Below are 19,054 nucleotides of genomic sequence, written 5' to 3' on the forward strand. Positions count from 1 at the left end.
TTTTGTTCAAAGAGTTTTGTCTACAGTTATTTTATCATTTCTGTAGTTGTTTTAGTAAGTGTTATTAGAGAACGTTTAAATGATTAAGAAAATAGTGAGATTAATAAATAAGTTAAATGCGTCAAGCAATGTAATTAATAATCTTGATGGAACAATAGACTTTAAAATAAAATCTAATTATTATTTTAATTTAGCGTTAACAAGTTCAGAGTCTTTGGTGAAAAGTGGTATTAATGATGAAACTGGAGTTATTGTTAGCCTAACAACCTATGACAAAAGAATTCATGATGTACACTTGGTAATTGAATCTATTGGTATGCAAACTGTTAAGCCAGATAAAATAGTTCTTTGGTTGGATGAGAATGAATTCTCACTGGAAACAATACCGTTAATATTACATAAGCAAATTGAACGAGGTTTAGAGGTGTGTTTTTGTCCTAACTATCGTTCTTATAAAAAGCTAATACCTACGTTACAGAAGTATCCAGGTAAGAATATCATTACCATTGATGATGACGTACTCTATCCTTATGATCTAATTGAAGGGTTAGTCAGAGAACATAAGTTATATCCGGACTGTATTATTTCATATATGGTGCATAGCATAATTTTAGACAATACGGGAAAAGTTAAAAGCTATGCAGACTGGATGCATGACTTTAAAGATAATGCTCCATCATATTTACATGTCCCAATTGGTGTTGGTGGAGTATTTTATCCTTCAGGTTTACTTAGTGATGAATGTTTGAATGTTAAGGAGTTCACTAAGCTAGCTCCAGCTGCTGATGACATATGGTTTAAAGCGATGTCTTTAATAAATAATGTAAAGTGTAAAAGAGTAAATGATTCTAGAACGTTTAATGAGAGATTTCTATCTTGTCAACATTCTCAGGATATAGCTTTATCTATTACCAATGTAAATGCACTAGGTAATGATGGGCAAATAAAAGCAGTCTTTGAGAAGTATAACGTAACCAAAATGCTAAATAACTTAACTTAAAGTCTTTAGCTGGGTTAATGGATTTTTGATTATCATGTTGAAGTGGCTATTAGAATTGTTCAGCCCTTGGGTTATTTTATTTATTAGGATGGCTTGATTATGATATTTCATGTCGAAGGAGTTAATCTTAAGGGTATAAGTTTATGATTACATTTCCTTTATGTTTTTTGTTTTTTTTGCTGGTATTTAATTACACTCCTAGGCGACAGCGTGACCATCTTGTTTTCTGTGTTGCATTAATATACTCGTCAATAGTATTAATTAATCAACTATACTTAGAACTTCAATTTGTTCAAAGTTTTAATCCGTCAGACCCTCGCTTATATTATGAGTCCACGTACAACTTGAGTTTAGATGGGATTCTTAATCTAATGCAGTATGAAAACTTTTATTTTTTTATGAACTGGGTAAACGCGCAGTCATTTTCTGAGCCAGGCTTTGTTGCTATATCCCAAAAAATAAGTAATATTTTCATATTTCTTTCGGTATACCTTTTGATTACGCGTAGAAAGGAAAGGGTTTGTGTATTAGAGTTTTTGATGTTGTTTCACCCGTACGTCATATTTATTGTTATTAGGAATCTTAGGGATTTTTATATAATATTTATATTGTCATGCGTAATATTGTTATTAGTGAGCGTCAAGAGTAAGAGGCGATTGCTGCTTCCTTATTCGGTTCTTATGTTTACTATGTACCTATTCAGGCCATTCTTTATGGCGCTAATATTATTGCTTGGTTCTTATCGGTTATATATTGATTCTTTTTATAAAAAAAGCTATCTATTCATATTTTTTTGTTTAAGTGTCTTGGTGTTCATAGTTTTTAAAGATGAAGTGTTAAGGAGGTTCGCGTCAAGCTTTTTGAGTGTTCTTAATCATGCTAACGAATCTAGCGACTCTGTAAAAGAACTATTGTCGGATGGTATGAATGGTGGCGCAATAAGTTTCGGTTTCTTTTTGAGCTTTATGCCTAGGTGGGGAATCGCTGCTGTTAGCTTCATATTTACCCCGCATCCGGTCAGTTTTCTTATTGATTCAATTAAATACTCACAAGAACAATTGTTTTCAATCTATACAATGTTTGATGTAGCCATAATAGTATTGGGAGGTTGGGTTAATTACTTTGTCATATACCCGTTAATGTTTCACGCAGTATTTATACGCAACCAGATTATTGGCTATTATAAAGTTGCATTTTTATACGTAACTGTTATGTATTCAGTATTTCTCTTGGGGGTGGCCGACATTCGTATACGATACCTGGTTATATTTATATTGTTATCAGGGCTAATGTACAAAAGAGGGAATGAGTTTTCATTTTCCGAGGTAAAGCCCATTAGCTATCTTTTAAGTTTTTTTGTGTTTATTGGTTTGTATTTGTTAAAGGGGCATTCATGAGGATATTATTAGTAGCACCGGTATTCAGTCCGAATAACAATGTTGCTGCACAGCGAATGAATTTCTTGTTCGATACTATGAGTGTTGAGCATGAGGTTGAAGTGCTCGTTTTATCAGATAAGACTTCGTTTGATGGCAGAGTTAAAAGTATTAGTAAACGTTTGTTTTCGACTTCTTATAGGGCGTGGATAAATAGAAAGAAAATTTATAGCTTGTTACGCGGTTTGCTTCCCGAATATGACCTGGTAGTTGTTTCGCTACCAGATTATGGGTTGTTGGAGGTAGTCAAGTTTTGCAGTGAATTGGATGTTAAGTGTATAGCAGATTTAAGGGACCAACCTAATTTATCTGCAGTGCAAAATATTGGTTCAAGTAAAATAATAAATACCCTTGTTAGAATAAAAAATGTCTTACAAGTTAAGTATGTTTATCAGCGTCTGCAATACGCAGATTATATTACTGTGGTGGGATCAATTTCCACTAGTATGGTAGAAACTAGTTGTTGCAAGCCTGTGGTGAATGTGAATAACGGATATTTATTGGCGGATAAAAAATTCGTCTCCGAGCGGTTGGCTTTGAAGAGTAGTTCAGAAAAAAATAGCCTTATTGTCGGTTGGGTTGGCAGTATTTATCGATTTAGGGATAATGCTAATTTAAGACAGGTAGTTGACGAATTAGATGCTCTTGCTAGTACTCAGGAGGTTATACTAAGGCATTGGGGGAATTGTTACCCTGAATTAGAGGCGTATATTCTTCAATGTCCAAACCTAACTTATGAAAATACAAGTAATTTCGAGAGAGAGAGCTTTTTAACCGAGTTGAATGTCTGTGATTGTTTTTTGTTAAGCTGTTCAGATAGTCTTATTTGGGAGCCAACAACATCAGTTTTTGATTATTTGCTATTTAATAAACCGGTAATTTACTCAGGTCTTCATAATAATGAAGCTTATAATATTTTATTTAATAGTGGTGTCGAAGTTGTAGGTGTAAATGATTTAGTGTCTACTGCAAGTAGCGAGGTTAGGGGCATTGTTTTTGATGGCAATACCAACTTGTATAGTCGTGAGTATGCATATACTAATTTTAAAAGGATCGTTGATGAGGTGAGTTGTGGCTTGTAGTTTCTTTATATCTTTATATCTTTATATGTAAATGTATAAATATAAAGTCTTTATAGTCTATAGATAGGTGGCTAAAAGTTATAACAGATAAAAACTATAACTATTTATTTTCCATATGCACATCTTCGATTAGTTTACAATAATTAGTAGTCATTGTGGAATTTTATGTTCAAACGATTTTTTTAAGGGTATAGTTTGAAAATTTTATTGTTAACATATGCAGTATCTCCTTATCGTGGTTCTGAGTATTCAGTTGCTTGGAATCATATAACCCAAATCGCGAAAAATCACCAGGTCACTGTGTTGTATGGTACATCAGGAGCGCATATTGGTGATGATGACGACATGAGGGATTTTCATAAAAGGCGGAAAATAGATAATGTAGAATGGCATAGAGTTTTACCAAGTAATTTGACTAATAGTTTCAATTTCTTTAATAAGAAAGGTTATTTTACCTATAGCTTCTATGTGGCTTATCGCCGTTGGCATAAGGACGTTTATGATTATTGCAAGTCGAATATAAATGTTGATGATTTTGACGTTGTTCATTTCCAAAGCCCAATTGGTTATCGTGAACCCGGTTACTTATGGAAGTTAGGCTTACCATACCTCTGGGGCCCAATCGGGGGCGCTAACAGTCTAGACTCCAGATTATTAAGTGCTTTACCAAAGTCTGGTAAAGTTAAACTGTTGATTCGAAAAGTATTAAATTTGTTTCAGTTAAGGTATTCCTTTAGATTAAAGAAAGCGCTCAAGGCAACTGATTTATTGTTAACTGCGACAACGGAAAATCAAGATGTATTCGAAACTATCCATGGCGTTAAATCGGTATATCTTCCTGAAAATGGGACCATTGGTGAGTATCTTGGCGAAATAAAGCATAGGGAATGTACCGATAAAGTCAATCTTATCTGGATTGGTAGTATTGATGCTAGGAAGGCACTCCGGCTATTAATTGATTCCTTTGAATATATAGATGACCCACATGTATTTACGGTACATGTTTTGGGGAATGGGCCACTAAAAGATGATTTGACTGCCTATGCGGAGGAGAGAGGTTTAGGTTCTGTTTTTGTTTGGCATGGACACATATCGAGAAAACAAGTTCTAGAAACCATTCAAAATGCTGATTTACATGTGATCACTAGTGTTAGTGAAGCTAATACGACTGTAATATGGGAATCGATACAAAATGGGGTACCCACAATGTCGCTTGATCACTGTGGGATGCGGGACATAATATCTGAAAACTCAGGGATAAAGGTTAAGCTTGCCGACTATCCTAAACTTGTAGAAAGTTTTGGACGTGCTCTCGATAATATTTCAAAAGATAAAAGGATACTAACTGAGCTTGTACCAGGCGTAAAAGAGAGCTTCTATAAGTATCACTGGGATAAACGTGTAGTGCTTTTTGACGACCTTTATGAAAAAGCAATTAAAAACTGGCAGAGCAAAAATAGTATCAAAAACATCTAAATTGTCAGTAGAAAATTTATGTATCACTTACCTTCAATGTTTGGTAATTATATTTTCATAGCATTAAGGAACAATATGATTAAATCCACGTTAAAATTTGCAGTGCTTAAAATAAAAAAAAGAAGCTTAGTATTAGATGAAGCCATTACTAATAGTTATTTATTCACTTTATGCAGACGTCAGATATGTTCATTTATAAGAGGGTTTATACACTTTAGACAATTCGTATCAGTAGGCTCTTCGGTCTCCTTATCTAGCACATCTAGCATAGAATGTGGTAAAGGGGTGTCCATTGGCAGTTTCTCTGTAATTGATGGACTAGGTAGACAGGGGCTACATATCGGCGGTAGTTCTTCCATCGGCTCTTTTTCAATTATCAAAGTTAGTGGTACTCTCGCAAATTTAGGCGAAGGGATTTATATTGGTTCTAATGTAGGTATAGGGGAGTTTGCACATATTGGTGGAGCGGGGGGGGTTACAATCGGTGACAATACCATAGCTGGGGCATATTTAAGTATTCATCCGGAAAACCATATTTTCTCAGATTTACAGACGTTAATTCGACAACAGGGAGTCACACGAAAAGGAATAAAAATAGGAAGTAATTGTTGGATTGGTGCAAAAGTAACAATCTTAGATGGAAGTATTGTAGGAAACGGTTGTATCATAGCTGCAGGTGCCGTTGTTAATGGTATATTCCCTGACGATACAGTGATTGGTGGTGTTCCATCCAGAATATTGAAGTATCGTTCATGAAAAATAATAACTTTATCTTTATTCATTTACTTAATGACTTCAGTGGCAGTCCTCGAGTTCTTCGAGATGCTATTTGCGCAATGAACTGTTCTGGTGAAAAGTATCTTTTAACTAGCCAGCATGAAGGCTTTCTTGATGATCTAGAAATTAATCGAATAAATATTTTATATAAATATAGTGAAAAGAAAATCCTGAAGCTTTTCTACTACCTTTTATCTCAGTTACACCTTTCAATTGTTTTGAGTTATATAATCATTAAGATTAGGGTTAAAGGAAATTCAACAACTTTAGTTGTAAATACTTTGCTCCCCTTTGCTGCAGGTCTAGTGGGTAAAGCTTTATCTAATAAAGTGATTTATTATGTGCATGAATCTTATATATCACCATACATACTTAAGTCTTTTCTTCGTGCTGTAGTAAATGTTACAGCGGATTATGTGATATTTGTATCTAACTATTTAATGCGAGACGAAGGGCTAGTTAAGCCAAAGCAAGTCGTTATCCATAATGGCCTAAGAAGCGACTTTGAAATAGATGGTAACATAGATTATAAATTTAAATTCGCTAACAGGCAGGTTTTTTTTGCAGGTTCTTTAAGGGAGTATAAAGGTGTTTATAAACTCATACAATTAGCAATTAACCTGCCTGAGTTTTCATTTGTTGGTGCTCTTAATTGCGAAGCTTCAGAGTTTACTAATTTTATGAAGGATATTAGCTTGCCTTCTAATATGACTTTTGTCGTTAGGCCTAAAAATATTGCAGAGTTATATGCTTCTAGTTTTTGTGTCGCTAACTTAACTCTCCCTGAACAGTGTATTGAGACATTTGGACTTTCAATTATTGAGGGGATGAGTTATGGCTGCCCCGCTATAGCGCCACCTGTAGGTGGACCATTGGAAATAGTTAACTCTAATAACGGAATAAGTGTTAGTGCGCATGAGATTGATAATATTTGTGACTTTTTAAGGTCGCTTTCTTCTAATTATTTGCTTTGGAAAAAATATTCAGAATGTGCAAAGGAGACCTCGAAAAAGTTCTCTCCCACAGTTTATACAGAAAACTTGAACGCGTTCTTAAATAAAAATGATTTGTTGTAATTATAAGTTTAATTATTAGGTAAATATTGCATGAAAAAAATACTTGTTACAGGTGGAGCTGGTTTCATCGGTTCAGCAGTCGTGCGCCATATCATTAATAATACAAAAGATAGTGTTATAAATGTCGATAAATTAACCTATGCAGGTAACCTAGAGTCTTTAGTAAGCATCGATACTAGTGAACGTTATGTTTTTGAGCAAGTTGATATTTGTGACCGTGCAGAATTAGACAGAGTTTTCAGCCAATGTAAGCCTCATGCTGTTATGCATTTGGCGGCAGAGTCTCACGTTGATCGCTCTATCACAGGGCCTGCAGATTTTATTCAAACCAATATCGTGGGCACTTACACTCTTCTTGAAGCTACAAGAGCTTATTGGAACACATTGACTGAAGAAGCTAAGAAAGCATTTCGTTTTCATCATATTTCTACTGACGAAGTTTACGGCGATCTACCGCACCCTGACGATATTGAAGATGGAGCAAAGCTTTCAGGGAATAAAGAGTTACCGTTATTTACCGAAACGACATCATACGAACCTTCAAGCCCGTACTCTGCATCTAAGGCAAGTTCTGACCATCTTGTTCGCGCTTGGTTAAGAACCTATGGCCTACCAACGATAGTAACCAACTGTTCAAATAACTATGGCCCATACCACTTTCCTGAAAAGCTGATCCCACTGGTTATTTTAAATGCATTAGAAGGAAAGCCATTACCTATCTACGGTAAAGGCGACCAAATCCGTGATTGGTTATATGTTGAAGACCATGCTAGAGCACTTTATAAAGTAGTGACTGGAGGTGATGTCGGCGAAACCTACAATATCGGTGGGCATAACGAAAAGCAAAACTTAGAAGTAGTTCAGACAATTTGCGGGATTTTAGATTCTTTAGTGCCAAAAGAAACTCAGTACAAAGAGCAAATAACTTATGTAACTGATAGACCCGGCCACGACAGACGCTACGCAATTGACTCTAGTAAGATGCAGCGTGAACTTGGTTGGACGCCAGTAGAGACGTTTGAAACAGGCCTTAGAAAGACTATTCAATGGTATTTAGCTAACCAAGACTGGTGCCAACACGTACAAGATGGTAGTTATCAGCGAGAACGTCTAGGTGTAGAGTCACTGACAACGAAGGAAGAAGCGTAATGAAAGGTATTGTATTAGCCGGGGGCAGTGGAACTCGCCTATACCCATTGACTAGAGGTGTATCAAAACAACTTCTTCCTATTTACGATAAACCTATGGTGTTTTATCCGATTTCAACATTAATGTTGGCTGGCATTAAAGACATTTTAATTATCACCACGCCAGAAGATAATGCAGGCTTTAAGCGTCTGCTTGGTGATGGCTCTGATTTTGGCATTAATCTAGAGTATGCCATCCAACCAAGTCCAGATGGCTTAGCGCAGGCGTTTATTATTGGTGATGATTTCATCGGCGGTGACAGCGTATGTTTGGTTCTGGGCGATAACATATTCTATGGCCAATCTTTTTCAGATACATTAAAAAGCGCCGCATCGCGTGAGTCAGGTGCAACCGTATTTGGCTACCAGGTAAAAGACCCAGAGCGTTTTGGCGTGGTTGAATTTGATGAAGATATGAAAGCTGTATCGATTGAAGAGAAACCAGACAGACCAAAATCAAACTATGCTGTGACAGGTCTATATTTCTACGATAACCGCGTTGTTGAAATGGCAAAACAAGTTAAACCTTCGCATCGTGGTGAGCTTGAAATTACCACGTTGAATGAAATGTACTTAAACGACGGATCACTGAATGTGGAGTTATTAGGTCGCGGTTTTGCTTGGTTAGATACAGGCACTCATGAAAGCCTTCACGAAGCGTCTTCTTTTGTACAAACCATTGAGAATGTACAAGGTTTAAAAGTTGCCTGCTTAGAAGAAGTAGCGTGGCGTAACGGTTGGTTAAGCGATGAGCAGGTACTGAGGCTTGCAAAGCCGATGATGAAGAATGAATACGGTCAGTATTTGACTCGCTTGGTCAATGAAAACCAAAAGAAGGCAGTAAGTTAATGCGAGTACTAATTACAGGATGTTATGGACAAGTAGGCTGTAGTCTTACTGAGCAATTAGCTAAGGGTGCCAATAGAGAAGTGTTAGCGCTTGATAGAGATAGTCTTGATATTACGAATCAAGAAGCCGTTAATGCAGCTGTGATTGAGTTTAAACCTACTATCATTATTAATGCAGCTGCGCATACAGCAGTCGATAAAGCAGAAGAAGAAGTTGAACTTTCCTATGCTATTAACCGTGATGGCCCGAAATATTTAGCACAAGCAGCGCAAGACGTAGGGGCTGCAATACTACATATATCAACGGATTATGTTTTTGAGGGCAATAAAGTTGGTGAATATGATGAAAGTGATATCACAAATCCGCAAAGTGTTTATGGCTCAAGCAAGTTGGCAGGTGAAATTGCAGTAGCAGAAGTATGCGATAAACATATCATTCTTCGTACAGCTTGGGTTTTTGGCGAGAATGGAAATAACTTTGTCAAAACAATGCTTCGCTTAGGTGCTACTCACAACGCATTGAGTATAGTTGGAGATCAATTTGGTGGGCCGACTTACGCTGTTGATATCGCTAAAGCATTAATCCAAATAGCTGAACGAATTAGCCAGAATGATAAAATTGAATATGGGATTTACCACCTTTCAGGTTTACCTCATGTGAGCTGGTACGAGTTTGCTGAAACTATTTTTGATACAGCACTCGAAAAAGGCATTATCAAGAAAAAGCCTAACCTTACTAGTATCATAACAGAGCAATATCCAACGCCTGCAAAGCGTCCAAGTAATTCCTGCTTAAATACTGACAAAATTACCAATGCATTCTCTATCGAAGCAAGTGACTGGAAGACTGCATTAAATAAAATTCAAGCTTACACTGGATAAGAGCATGAAAGTAATAGATACCCGTATTCCTGATGTGAAAATTATAGAGCCAAACGTGTTTGGCGACGAACGCGGTTTCTTTATGGAAACCTGGAATCAAGAGCAATTTGAAGAGTTAGTTACTGGTAAGCCGACACGATTTGTACAAGACAATCATTCAAAGTCCAAGAAAGGTATCTTGCGGGGCTTGCATTATCAAACTGAAAATACACAAGGCAAATTAGTCCGAGTCGTTTCTGGAGAGGTATTTGATGTAGCTGTTGATATTCGTAAGGGTTCTCCTACGTTCGGCTTGTGGATTGGTGAGTATCTTTCTGCAGAGAATAAGCGCCAACTTTGGGTGCCTGAAGGCTTTGCTCATGGTTTTTATGTTACTAGTAATGAAGCTGAATTTGTTTATAAATGTACTGATTATTATAATCCTAAGGCAGAAGTTTCAATTGTTTGGAATGATAGTGATATAGACATTAAATGGCCTTTTAGTGAAGAGCCATCTTTATCCAATAAAGATATACTTGGTAAGAAATTTTCAGAGGTAGTGGGCTTATAATGACCAAAATTGCAATAGTTGGAACAGTAGGATTGCCTGCTTGTTACGGTGGGTGGGAAACTTTAGTTGATAACATGGTTAATGAAAATATCGGAGGTTACGATTATACCGTTTATTGTTCTTCGACCAGTTATGATAATAAACTTGAAACTTACAAAGGTGCTAAGTTAATTTATTTGCCTATTTCTGCAAATGGTATATCTAGCATTTTTTATGATATAGCATCAATGATCCATACTTTAATAACTAGACCCAAGGTTGTTGTTATTTTAGGCGTTTCTGGTTGTATCTTTCTTCCTATTTTTAAACTGATTTCGAAATCAAAGTTAGTAGTAAATGTTGATGGAATTGAGTGGAAACGAGATAAATGGAGTGGTTTTGCTAAAAAGTTCCTAAAATTTTCAGAAGGAATGGCTGTAAAGTACGCTGATGTGATAGTGGCTGATAATGACGGTATAAGTGATTATATAAATTCTGAATATGGTATTGATTCCGAAGTTATAGCTTATGGTGGAGAACATGCATTAATTTCAAATGTTGATGGTAATTATTCTGATTATTTTTTTACTGTCTGTAGAATAGAACCTGAAAATAATGTAGATATGATTCTGGAAGCATTTTCTAATTCTAATGTAAAATATAAAATTGTTGGAAACTGGGATTCAAGTGTTTATGGTCAACAGTTGAAAGCTAAATACTCTATTTTTGATAATATTGAAATAATAGACCCTATTTATGATTTGAATGCGCTTTTTGATTATAGAAATAATTGTATGGGGTATGTTCATGGTCATTCTGTAGGTGGTACAAATCCATCTTTAGTAGAAATTATGCATTTTAGTAAGCAAATTTATGCTTTTGATTGTGTGTTTAATCGATTCACTACAGAGGATGAGGCTCTTTATTTTTCAACAGCTAAAGACTTGACGGAGCTACTTGCTGATAAGTCTTTATCTGCTAATAATGAAAAAATGAAACAAATTGCGATGAAAAGATACACTTGGAATATAGTAGCTGAGCAATACGAATCATTGTACAGGGAAATATAAAATTTGAAGTTATTGTTAACGGGCGCATCAGGCTTTATAGGGCGAAATTTACTTGGGAGATTAGCTGGATATGATTTACATTTGATTAGTCGAACTAAGTTAGAATATTTTAATGACTTCCGGAATGTGAGCTTATTTCAATATGAAATTGATGCTGAAACTGATTATACGAGTGCTTTAACAGATAGGGACGTCATTATCCATTGTGCTGCTAGAGCGCACATAATGAATGATGAGTTATTAGATCCATTAGCCGAATACCTAAAAGTAAATACTGAAGGCACGATAAACTTAGCTCGTCAAGCTTTTAAAGCTGGTGTTAAGAGGTTTGTCTATATCAGTAGCGTTAAAGTTAACGGTGAGTCAACAGAGCTAAATAAACCATTCAAATCGAATGATATTCGATCTCCTGAAGATTTTTATGGAAAGTCTAAATCTGAAGCTGAAGAAAAGTTGTTGGAACTTGCTAGAGAAACGGGGTTAGAAGTCGTTATTATACGTCCAACACTAGTTTATGGTCCTGGGGTCAAGGCTAACTTTGCTTCTCTATTAAATTTAGTTTCAAAAGGTTTACCGCTCCCTTTTGGTTGTATAAAAAATAATAAACGTAGTCTAGTTTCAGTAAAGAATCTTGTTGATTTGATAGTGACCTGCATTGAGCATCCAAAGGCTGCTAATCAGGTATTCTTAGTTTCTGATGATCATGATGTCTCTACTGCCTCAATGGTAAAGCATATGTCACATGCACTTGGAAAATCGAGTAGATTACTGCCGATACCATTGTGGTGCTATCGCTTAGTTGGCAAGCTAACAGGTAAGTCTGATGTAGTAAATAGGCTTATAGGGTCTCTACAAGTCGATATATCACATACTAAAGACACGTTAGATTGGGTTCCCCCACAAACGCTTGAACAAGGTTTTAAAGAAACCGCAGAAGCATTTATTTTTAGTAAAAATCAATAGAGTATTTACATGATTCGTTTTATCGATTTTTTAGCAGCCTTCTTTGGCTTGTTGTTGCTTTGGCCTGTGTTACTTATTGTCATGATTATTGGTATGTTTGATACTGGTTCGCCTATTTTTGTCCAAACTCGTGTAGGTCGAAATAGAAAGCCGTTTAAATTGATTAAGTTTCGCACTATGTCAGTTGAAACTAAGTCAGTGGCTAGTCACTTGGCGAGCAATGCTTCAATTACTAAACTAGGTAATTTTTTGCGTAAAACTAAAATTGATGAATTACCACAACTAATTAATGTGGTTAAAGGTGAAATGAGCTTGGTTGGCCCTCGCCCAAATTTATTTAACCAAGAAGAACTGATTAAAGAGCGTGATGCGTTAGGTGTTTATGATGTTGTACCTGGTGTAACTGGTTTAGCTCAAGTTCAAAACATTGATATGTCTACACCTGCTTTGTTAGCCAAAACTGACAAACAAATGATTGATAGCCTAACTGTTAAAGATTACTTCAAGTATATCATGATGACAGTTACGGGCAGTGGCAGCGGTGATGCTATAAAGTAGTCAATCTACTGCTATCTATCTATTATGATTTTAGCGCTAGAATATTGATTTACTTAAACTAGCGCTAATTTTTTCTGTCTCATTATCAAAAAAGTCGATAAAAATGTGTCTCATCGGTTTTCTGTTCACATTTATTCCTACAATTCCAGAGTAGTGCACAAGTTAAGTTTTTTCTTCGTGTTCTTTCATGCTCTCACATATAATATCCTAAGCTAGTTGTACGCATTACTCATATTACCCTGTAAATGGTATAGTGGTGAGGCGTTCGTATTTAAAGAAGTAATACACTATGATTTTTAAGTTTATGGAGCGAAAAATGGATTTTTTGCAAAAGTTGTTTCGTTTAGAGCGTAGTCAAAAACGTTTAGTGAGTATCGCAATTGACACTGTTTTTCTAAGCTTTGCCTTTTGGGCTGCGTTATTAGTCAGAGTTGATGATGTCAGTGTGTTGCTTAATGGGCATTACTGGGCTTTGGTTACTACAAGTATTCCTTTCAGCATTTTAGCGTTCGCCAAGTTTGGTTTGTACCGCGCGGTATTGCGTTATATGAGCTTACAAGCAATAACGGCTATTTTACTTGGTATTGTCGCGTCAACTGTCACTTTAGTGTTCGTCTCTTATTTTACTGAAGCGCATCTGCCTCGCACTGTTCCTATCATATATGCCATGTTCGCTTTGGTGTTTGTAGGGGGAACGCGTGCACTTGTTCGTTCTTTAGTTGGCTCAGGTATTAAACGTCATGGTGAGCCAGTGATTATTTATGGTGCAGGGGTCAGTGGTCGTCAATTACTGAACTCTTTGGTGCTAAGCCATGAATATTATCCTTACGCTTTTGTCGATGATGATGAAGCGCTACATGGCAGCGTAATCCAAGGTGTTCATGTTCATTCACCCTCAATCATACGTAAACTCATCACTCAAAAAGCAGCAACCAAAGTGTTGCTTGCAATACCCAGTGCAACCAGAGCCAAACGTAAAGACATTCTTAATCGTTTAGAGTCGCTATCTACTCAGGTGTTAACCATTCCTGCAATGGCCGATCTGGTAAGTGGTAATAAACTTTATAGTGATATTAAAGAAGTTGAAATTGATGATTTATTAGGGCGTGATTCGGTCGCGCCTAGACAAGATTTATTAACCGCCAATATTACCGATAAAGTGGTTATGGTGACTGGTGCTGGCGGCTCTATCGGCTCAGAATTATGTCGTCAAATTTTAAAAAAATCACCAAAAAAATTAGTGTTATTCGAACTGTCTGAATATTCGCTTTATGCCATTGAAAGAGAGCTATCTGCTACTGCAAAAGAGCTTGGGCTTAATGTGCGCATTTTGCCAATGATGGGGTCGGTTCAGCGTGAAAATCGTGTTCAAGCGATTATGGAGTCTTTTGGCGTTCAGACTGTATACCACGCCGCAGCTTATAAGCATGTGCCACTGGTTGAGCACAATGTTGTTGAAGGTGTACGAAATAACGTGTTTGGCACCCTATACACAGCAAGAGCGGCTATTGCTGCAAAAGTTGAAACCTTTGTTTTAGTTTCAACAGATAAAGCGGTAAGACCAACTAACGTTATGGGCACAACCAAGCGTATGGCAGAGCTTGTGTTACAAGCTTTTTCAAAAGAGGATCATCAAACTCGCTTTTGTATGGTGCGATTTGGTAATGTTTTAGGGTCATCAGGCTCTGTAGTACCGCTATTTAGAACCCAAATTGCCAATGGCGGACCAGTAACTGTAACTCACCCAGAAATCACCCGTTTCTTTATGACCATTCCTGAAGCATCGCAATTGGTTATTCAGGCTGGCGCTATGGGTAAAGGCGGTGATGTGTTTGTATTGGATATGGGTAAATCAGTCAAAATTGTCGATTTAGCCAGCAAAATGATCCGATTAAGTGGTTTTGATGTCCGTGATGAATTAAACCCTGAAGGTGAAATCGCGATTGAATATAGTGGATTACGCCCAGGTGAAAAACTCTATGAAGAGTTACTAATTGGTGATGATGTCACGGGTACTGAGCACGAAAGAATTATGACAGCCAATGAGGTTCATTTGCCATGGGCAGAGTATTCGAAAATTCTTGAGCGCTTAGATGCCGCTTGTCATGCTTTTGACCATGCCACAATACGAGACATTTTATTAACTACGCCAACAGGCTTTGCGCCATCGGATGGTATTTGTGATTTGCTTTATCAGCAAACAGAAAAAAACAAACCAGCTGTTCAAAATGTGGTTAATTTAGTCTAGTATATTTTTATCATTATTTTTCAGTCACCTAATTAAATAAGGTTTTTCATGAAAGTTGTTATTCCCGTTGCAGGTCTTGGCACACGTATGCTTCCTGCAACTAAAGCGATTCCAAAAGAAATGCTTCCTATCGTGGACAAGCCGCTTATTCAATATATCGTTAATGAGTGTGTAGCTGCTGGTGTTAAAGAAATTGTACTGGTTACCCATGCCAGTAAAAATGCCATTGAAAACCACTTTGATAAATCTTACGAGCTTGAATCAACGCTTGAAAAACGAGTTAAACGTCAGCTTTTAGAAGAAGTTCAGTCTATCTGCCCTAAAGATGTAACCATTATGCATGTGCGTCAAGGTGAGGCTAAAGGCCTAGGGCATGCAGTGTTGTGTGCTAAACCTTGTATAGGTAATGAACCTTTTGCTGTGGTACTACCTGATGTTATTTTGGATGAATATACAGCAAACCAAAAAACTGAAAACTTAGCTGCGATGATGGCACGTTACCAAACCAGTTTTGCTAGTCAGATTATGGTTGCGCCAGTACCAGATAATGAAGTGAATAAATACGGTATTGCAGATTGTAATGGTGATGAAATCGCCCCAGGTGATTCAGCTAAAATCAAAGCTATGGTAGAAAAACCTGCCATTGGGACTGCTCCATCAAACTTAGCTGTTGTTGGTCGTTATGTACTATCAGAAAAAATCTGGAATCTATTAGCTAAGACACCAGCGGGAGCGGGTGACGAAATTCAGTTAACAGATGCGATTGATATGCTAATTGAACAAGATACTGTTGAAGCGTTCAATATGACCGGTAAATCACATGATTGCGGCGACAAACTAGGTTACATGAAAGCCTTTGTTGAATATGGCCTGCGCGACAAAAAGCTCGGTGATGATTTTGCTAAAGTAATTAAAACACTGCTCTAGATTAGATTACTTTTGAATTACCAACAAAACCAACTCACAATGAGTTGGTTTTTTGCTTTTAGAGGCAAAATTATAAAATGGGGATTTTATTAAAACGTCTACACCTTTAAGAAAAGCCTTCACTTCGCATCAGCGTATCAAATGCATTTCCATCAGTACGTGATGCATTCGCTACATAAGGGGCATATACGTCAAACAATAAGCGAGTATCGCTGTGACCAAGCATTTGAGATATGTACAAGGGATTCTCAAGGGCTGCGATATGAAGCACTGCTGCAGTGTGACGCGTCTCGTAAGCGCGTCTGCGTTTAAGTCCTGCTTTGATTAATGTGGGGTACCATAATGCTTTACTCACATAGTGGGTATCCAGTGGCGCACCTGATTTGCCGGTAAACACAAAGTCAGAATAGGGGGCATAACCAGCCTCATACGAATCTTTAATGCGTTTAAAGGCTTTGTAGATGGTATCGCACATCTTTAAGTCACGGCGTGATTTAGGCGTTTTAACATCACACACTTCACCATTTACCCAGTTCTGACGAATACGAATTAAACGGTGTTCAAAATCAATATGCTGCCATTCTAGGCCGTGTATCTCGCAGCTGCGTATCCCAGTCCAAAATCGGATAATAAAGTAATCCTTCCACTCTTGTGGCACCTTGTCTAAGAACTTGCGCACTTCTTCAATCGTCATCGGGTGCGACTCTGCTTTTTCTTCCTTCAGCGCTTTGTAGCGTCTTAAGGGATATTCAAATTTAAATTCTTCAGCGGCCAAGCTAATGATGGCAATTACAGGCCAAAGTAAAAAATTGATGCGGCGATTGGATAATTGGCGTTTATCACTGTCTTTCATTATTTCCATGAGTTCTTGACGAAAATAATCAATTTGCGACAAGGTGATTTCATTCACCAAGGTATTACCAAATTCAGGGATAAGGTATTTATCAAGCGTGCTGCGCATGGTGCTGGTGTAACTGTTTTTCCACGTAGACTTTTTTCGGTCAAACCATTGGTTAGCAAAGTCATTGAAAAATGGATATTCACGGTCAGGATGTTTGTCTCGCTGCAATTGCTCAAATTTAGCGACTTTTTTACTTTTTGGAAAATAGTCACGATATTGAAAGCTGCCTAAATCAATCTCAGCATTCATTTTTTTGAGCATCGCTTTAGCTTGGGTGAGGTTTTTAGGGGTTGCCATCAATTTACTGCCTTCACGAAAACGGCAGCCATAAAGATGCATGTCGAACTGAATGCGCCCGTTTGGACGTATGCGAATATGAGCCATAGTGGCCTCCATTGATTGCAGATCGTTAAATAGATCTGTCCCTTACCAATGGAATTCGTTAGAATTTGCCCATCGGCTGGGCTCGGTTAATAGTCAGTGCAGCCGGTACGGGGTAGAGTGGTTGCCGCCACTCTGCCCCAACTGCTTCTTTTTTAGGTTTCTTTAGGTTAACAGGGCTTTTAAAACGCGCAAGTTAATCCATTACTGCCTACTTCTACTTCTACTTCTACTTCTTAATTTTATCTTCCTATCTTTCATTTCGTGTTTTCTCCCAATAGCATTTTATTGAGTACTATTGGTTAAAAAGACATCTATTACTATAACTAATACTGTTTATTTGTCCAGTGGTTTATTGTCTAATATCTGCTTTTATAATCTCATTGCTAAAAACCGATTAACTCCAATTGTTCGTTCTGAGCTGATCCATTTTCTTGCAGTGTTGTTTCAAGTATTTCCTGGACAGTCTTTGTTATACAGCCATTTTTGATTTTATTTATATCGCTTACGCTTGTATCAATGGTTTCTACAGGAATTTGTACATAGGGTAGGCTTCCTTCTTTTGTGCTGCTATAAAACTCAAAAAAGCGTTCATGATTTTCATTGATGACGATACAAATTTTCACTTGCGCCATGCTAATAAGGTCATTTATGTGAGTGTTTATTAGCTCTTTTGGGTGAAAACGGTACAAACGGGTTTGTTCGGATTTTATCGATTTAGCATAAACAGCTTTTGATAAGCCGTCAGCACTAATCGTCGAGGACATATATATTTTGTTATCGTCGATTAAGAAGTAACATTGGTCGGCTTTTTTTTCCGATTTATAATCGGCGTGAGATTCGATTTCACCTTTAAAGGATTGAATATCTGCTATGAGAGTGACTTCAATCGTTGATTGGTTTTGTTGTGTTTCTATAAATGCAGTGAGCCCTGCAATTGAGCGTGTCACTGTTTTTTCAGGGCTACGGATGGTAATTAATTCACCTTCTTGCGCAATAGCCACCGTTTGTGATTGCGTTTCTTGGCAAATATGGCGCAATTGTTGATAGGTTTCATTATTAATTGTTAGAGTTACTGGCAGTGGGATATTGCTTGATAACGTTTCTATTCCAACGTTTCCTCCACGCTGAAAGCGTAGGTTATGTGAGTTGGATTCGAGCTGTAAATATTCAAAGTTGCCTAATGGATTTACATTCATATCTAGCTTATCTAAATCAGCGATCGAAAACTCAACAACCGCACGTTGTGGCAGCGTATCAATATACTCAACATGCTTTTTAAAAGCAGCTAACAGGTCAAATTTACGACAAGACGGATAGATAGGATTGAGTGACGGTATCGATATATCGGGTATTTCAACATGAGTGGCATTTATGTATTTCCCATTCTTGTATTCCAATTCAAATATGAGTGGCAAAAGTAGGGAACCAGTGCTTTTTCTATTGAACGCAATTACTGATTTAAGTGAGTGTTTAAAAAAGTCACCTGGAATGTAAAACTTAGCCTGTTTAAGTCCATGGCCTTTTTCTAAAGGTTGAACGATGAGCGAGTAGTTAGGGTTGCTACCGCCAACCCAGGTTACCGTTGCATCTTTTGGTGAAATGAAAACACTGACGCCGTAATCCGCTTTTTTGGCTTGCAGTTGTTTACTAATCGCTTCAAAAGAGCGAAATAGCGTGTGTGGGATGACGAGCTCATTCATAAATACCTCT

The 19,054-nt window shown here is 37.2% G+C and carries 16 protein-coding genes; 14 read left to right on the forward strand and 2 right to left on the reverse strand.

Translation table 11 applies throughout. The features are described 5' to 3' along the window. Window positions 1–79 precede the first annotated feature (79 nt). The 14 genes from AB4140_RS04665 to galU all read left to right on the forward strand — a co-directional run bounded on the left by AB4140_RS04665 (window position 80) and on the right by galU (window position 16,059). Window positions 80–1,000, forward strand: coding sequence for a glycosyl transferase (locus tag AB4140_RS04665; protein ID WP_371999957.1), 921 nt, complete (start codon window positions 80–82; stop codon window positions 998–1,000). 1,393 nt (window positions 1,001–2,393) lie between these two features. After that, the gene (locus AB4140_RS04670; protein WP_371999959.1) at window positions 2,394–3,518 is read left to right on the forward strand and encodes a hypothetical protein; all 1,125 of its coding nucleotides are present in this window, start codon (window positions 2,394–2,396) and stop codon (window positions 3,516–3,518) included. Between the two features lie 195 nt (window positions 3,519–3,713). Then, entirely contained in the window at window positions 3,714–4,994 is a 1,281-nt protein-coding gene (locus tag AB4140_RS04675) for a glycosyltransferase family 4 protein (protein WP_371999961.1), read from the forward strand. A 75-nt stretch (window positions 4,995–5,069) separates the two neighbouring features. Beyond that, window positions 5,070–5,750 (forward strand): acyltransferase, encoded by a 681-nt coding sequence (locus AB4140_RS04680; RefSeq protein ID WP_371999963.1) that lies wholly within the window; start codon window positions 5,070–5,072, stop codon window positions 5,748–5,750. Next, window positions 5,747–6,847, forward strand: a complete 1,101-nt coding sequence (locus AB4140_RS04685) for a glycosyltransferase family 4 protein (protein ID WP_371999965.1) — start codon at window positions 5,747–5,749, stop codon at window positions 6,845–6,847. The genes AB4140_RS04680 and AB4140_RS04685 overlap by 4 nt, the downstream gene beginning before the upstream one ends. 30 nt (window positions 6,848–6,877) lie before the next feature. After that, window positions 6,878–7,996, forward strand: coding sequence for a dTDP-glucose 4,6-dehydratase (gene rfbB, locus AB4140_RS04690; RefSeq protein ID WP_371999967.1), 1,119 nt, complete (start codon window positions 6,878–6,880; stop codon window positions 7,994–7,996). Next, complete coding sequence (gene rfbA, locus AB4140_RS04695; protein ID WP_371999968.1) at window positions 7,996–8,883, forward strand: glucose-1-phosphate thymidylyltransferase RfbA; 888 nt, start codon at window positions 7,996–7,998, stop codon at window positions 8,881–8,883. Before rfbB ends, rfbA begins: the two co-directional genes overlap by 1 nt. Continuing rightward, the gene (gene rfbD / locus AB4140_RS04700) at window positions 8,883–9,764 is read left to right on the forward strand and encodes a dTDP-4-dehydrorhamnose reductase (protein ID WP_371999970.1); all 882 of its coding nucleotides are present in this window, start codon (window positions 8,883–8,885) and stop codon (window positions 9,762–9,764) included. The genes rfbA and rfbD overlap by 1 nt, the downstream gene beginning before the upstream one ends. A 4-nt stretch (window positions 9,765–9,768) precedes the next feature. Then, a complete protein-coding gene (gene rfbC, locus AB4140_RS04705; RefSeq protein ID WP_371999972.1) occupies window positions 9,769–10,314 on the forward strand; it encodes a dTDP-4-dehydrorhamnose 3,5-epimerase in 546 nt (181 codons plus the stop codon). Then, entirely contained in the window at window positions 10,314–11,363 is a 1,050-nt protein-coding gene (locus AB4140_RS04710; protein WP_371999974.1) for a DUF1972 domain-containing protein, read from the forward strand. The genes rfbC and AB4140_RS04710 overlap by 1 nt, the downstream gene beginning before the upstream one ends. A gap of 3 nt (window positions 11,364–11,366) precedes the next feature. Then, a complete protein-coding gene (locus tag AB4140_RS04715; protein WP_371999976.1) occupies window positions 11,367–12,326 on the forward strand; it encodes a UDP-glucose 4-epimerase family protein in 960 nt (319 codons plus the stop codon). Window positions 12,327–12,335: 9 nt separating this feature from the next. Beyond that, window positions 12,336–12,884 (forward strand): sugar transferase, encoded by a 549-nt coding sequence (locus AB4140_RS04720; RefSeq protein ID WP_371999978.1) that lies wholly within the window; start codon window positions 12,336–12,338, stop codon window positions 12,882–12,884. A 316-nt stretch (window positions 12,885–13,200) separates the two neighbouring features. After that, a complete protein-coding gene (locus tag AB4140_RS04725) occupies window positions 13,201–15,132 on the forward strand; it encodes a polysaccharide biosynthesis protein (protein ID WP_371999980.1) in 1,932 nt (643 codons plus the stop codon). A gap of 48 nt (window positions 15,133–15,180) precedes the next feature. After that, window positions 15,181–16,059, forward strand: coding sequence for a UTP--glucose-1-phosphate uridylyltransferase GalU (galU, locus tag AB4140_RS04730; protein WP_371999981.1), 879 nt, complete (start codon window positions 15,181–15,183; stop codon window positions 16,057–16,059). A gap of 106 nt (window positions 16,060–16,165) precedes the next feature. Here galU and AB4140_RS04735 read toward each other — a convergent pair whose 3' ends face one another. Further along, on the reverse strand, window positions 16,166–17,344 hold the full coding sequence (locus tag AB4140_RS04735) for an Arm DNA-binding domain-containing protein (protein WP_371999983.1): 1,179 nt from the start codon (window positions 17,342–17,344) through the stop codon (window positions 16,166–16,168). Between the two features lie 383 nt (window positions 17,345–17,727). Then, complete coding sequence (locus tag AB4140_RS04740) at window positions 17,728–19,044, reverse strand: hypothetical protein (protein WP_371999984.1); 1,317 nt, start codon at window positions 19,042–19,044, stop codon at window positions 17,728–17,730. Between the last annotated feature and the right edge of the window lie 10 nt (window positions 19,045–19,054).

This window comes from Shewanella sp. 10N.286.51.B2 (genome assembly GCF_041469265.1).
Taxonomy (GTDB): Bacteria; Pseudomonadota; Gammaproteobacteria; order Enterobacterales; family Shewanellaceae; genus Shewanella.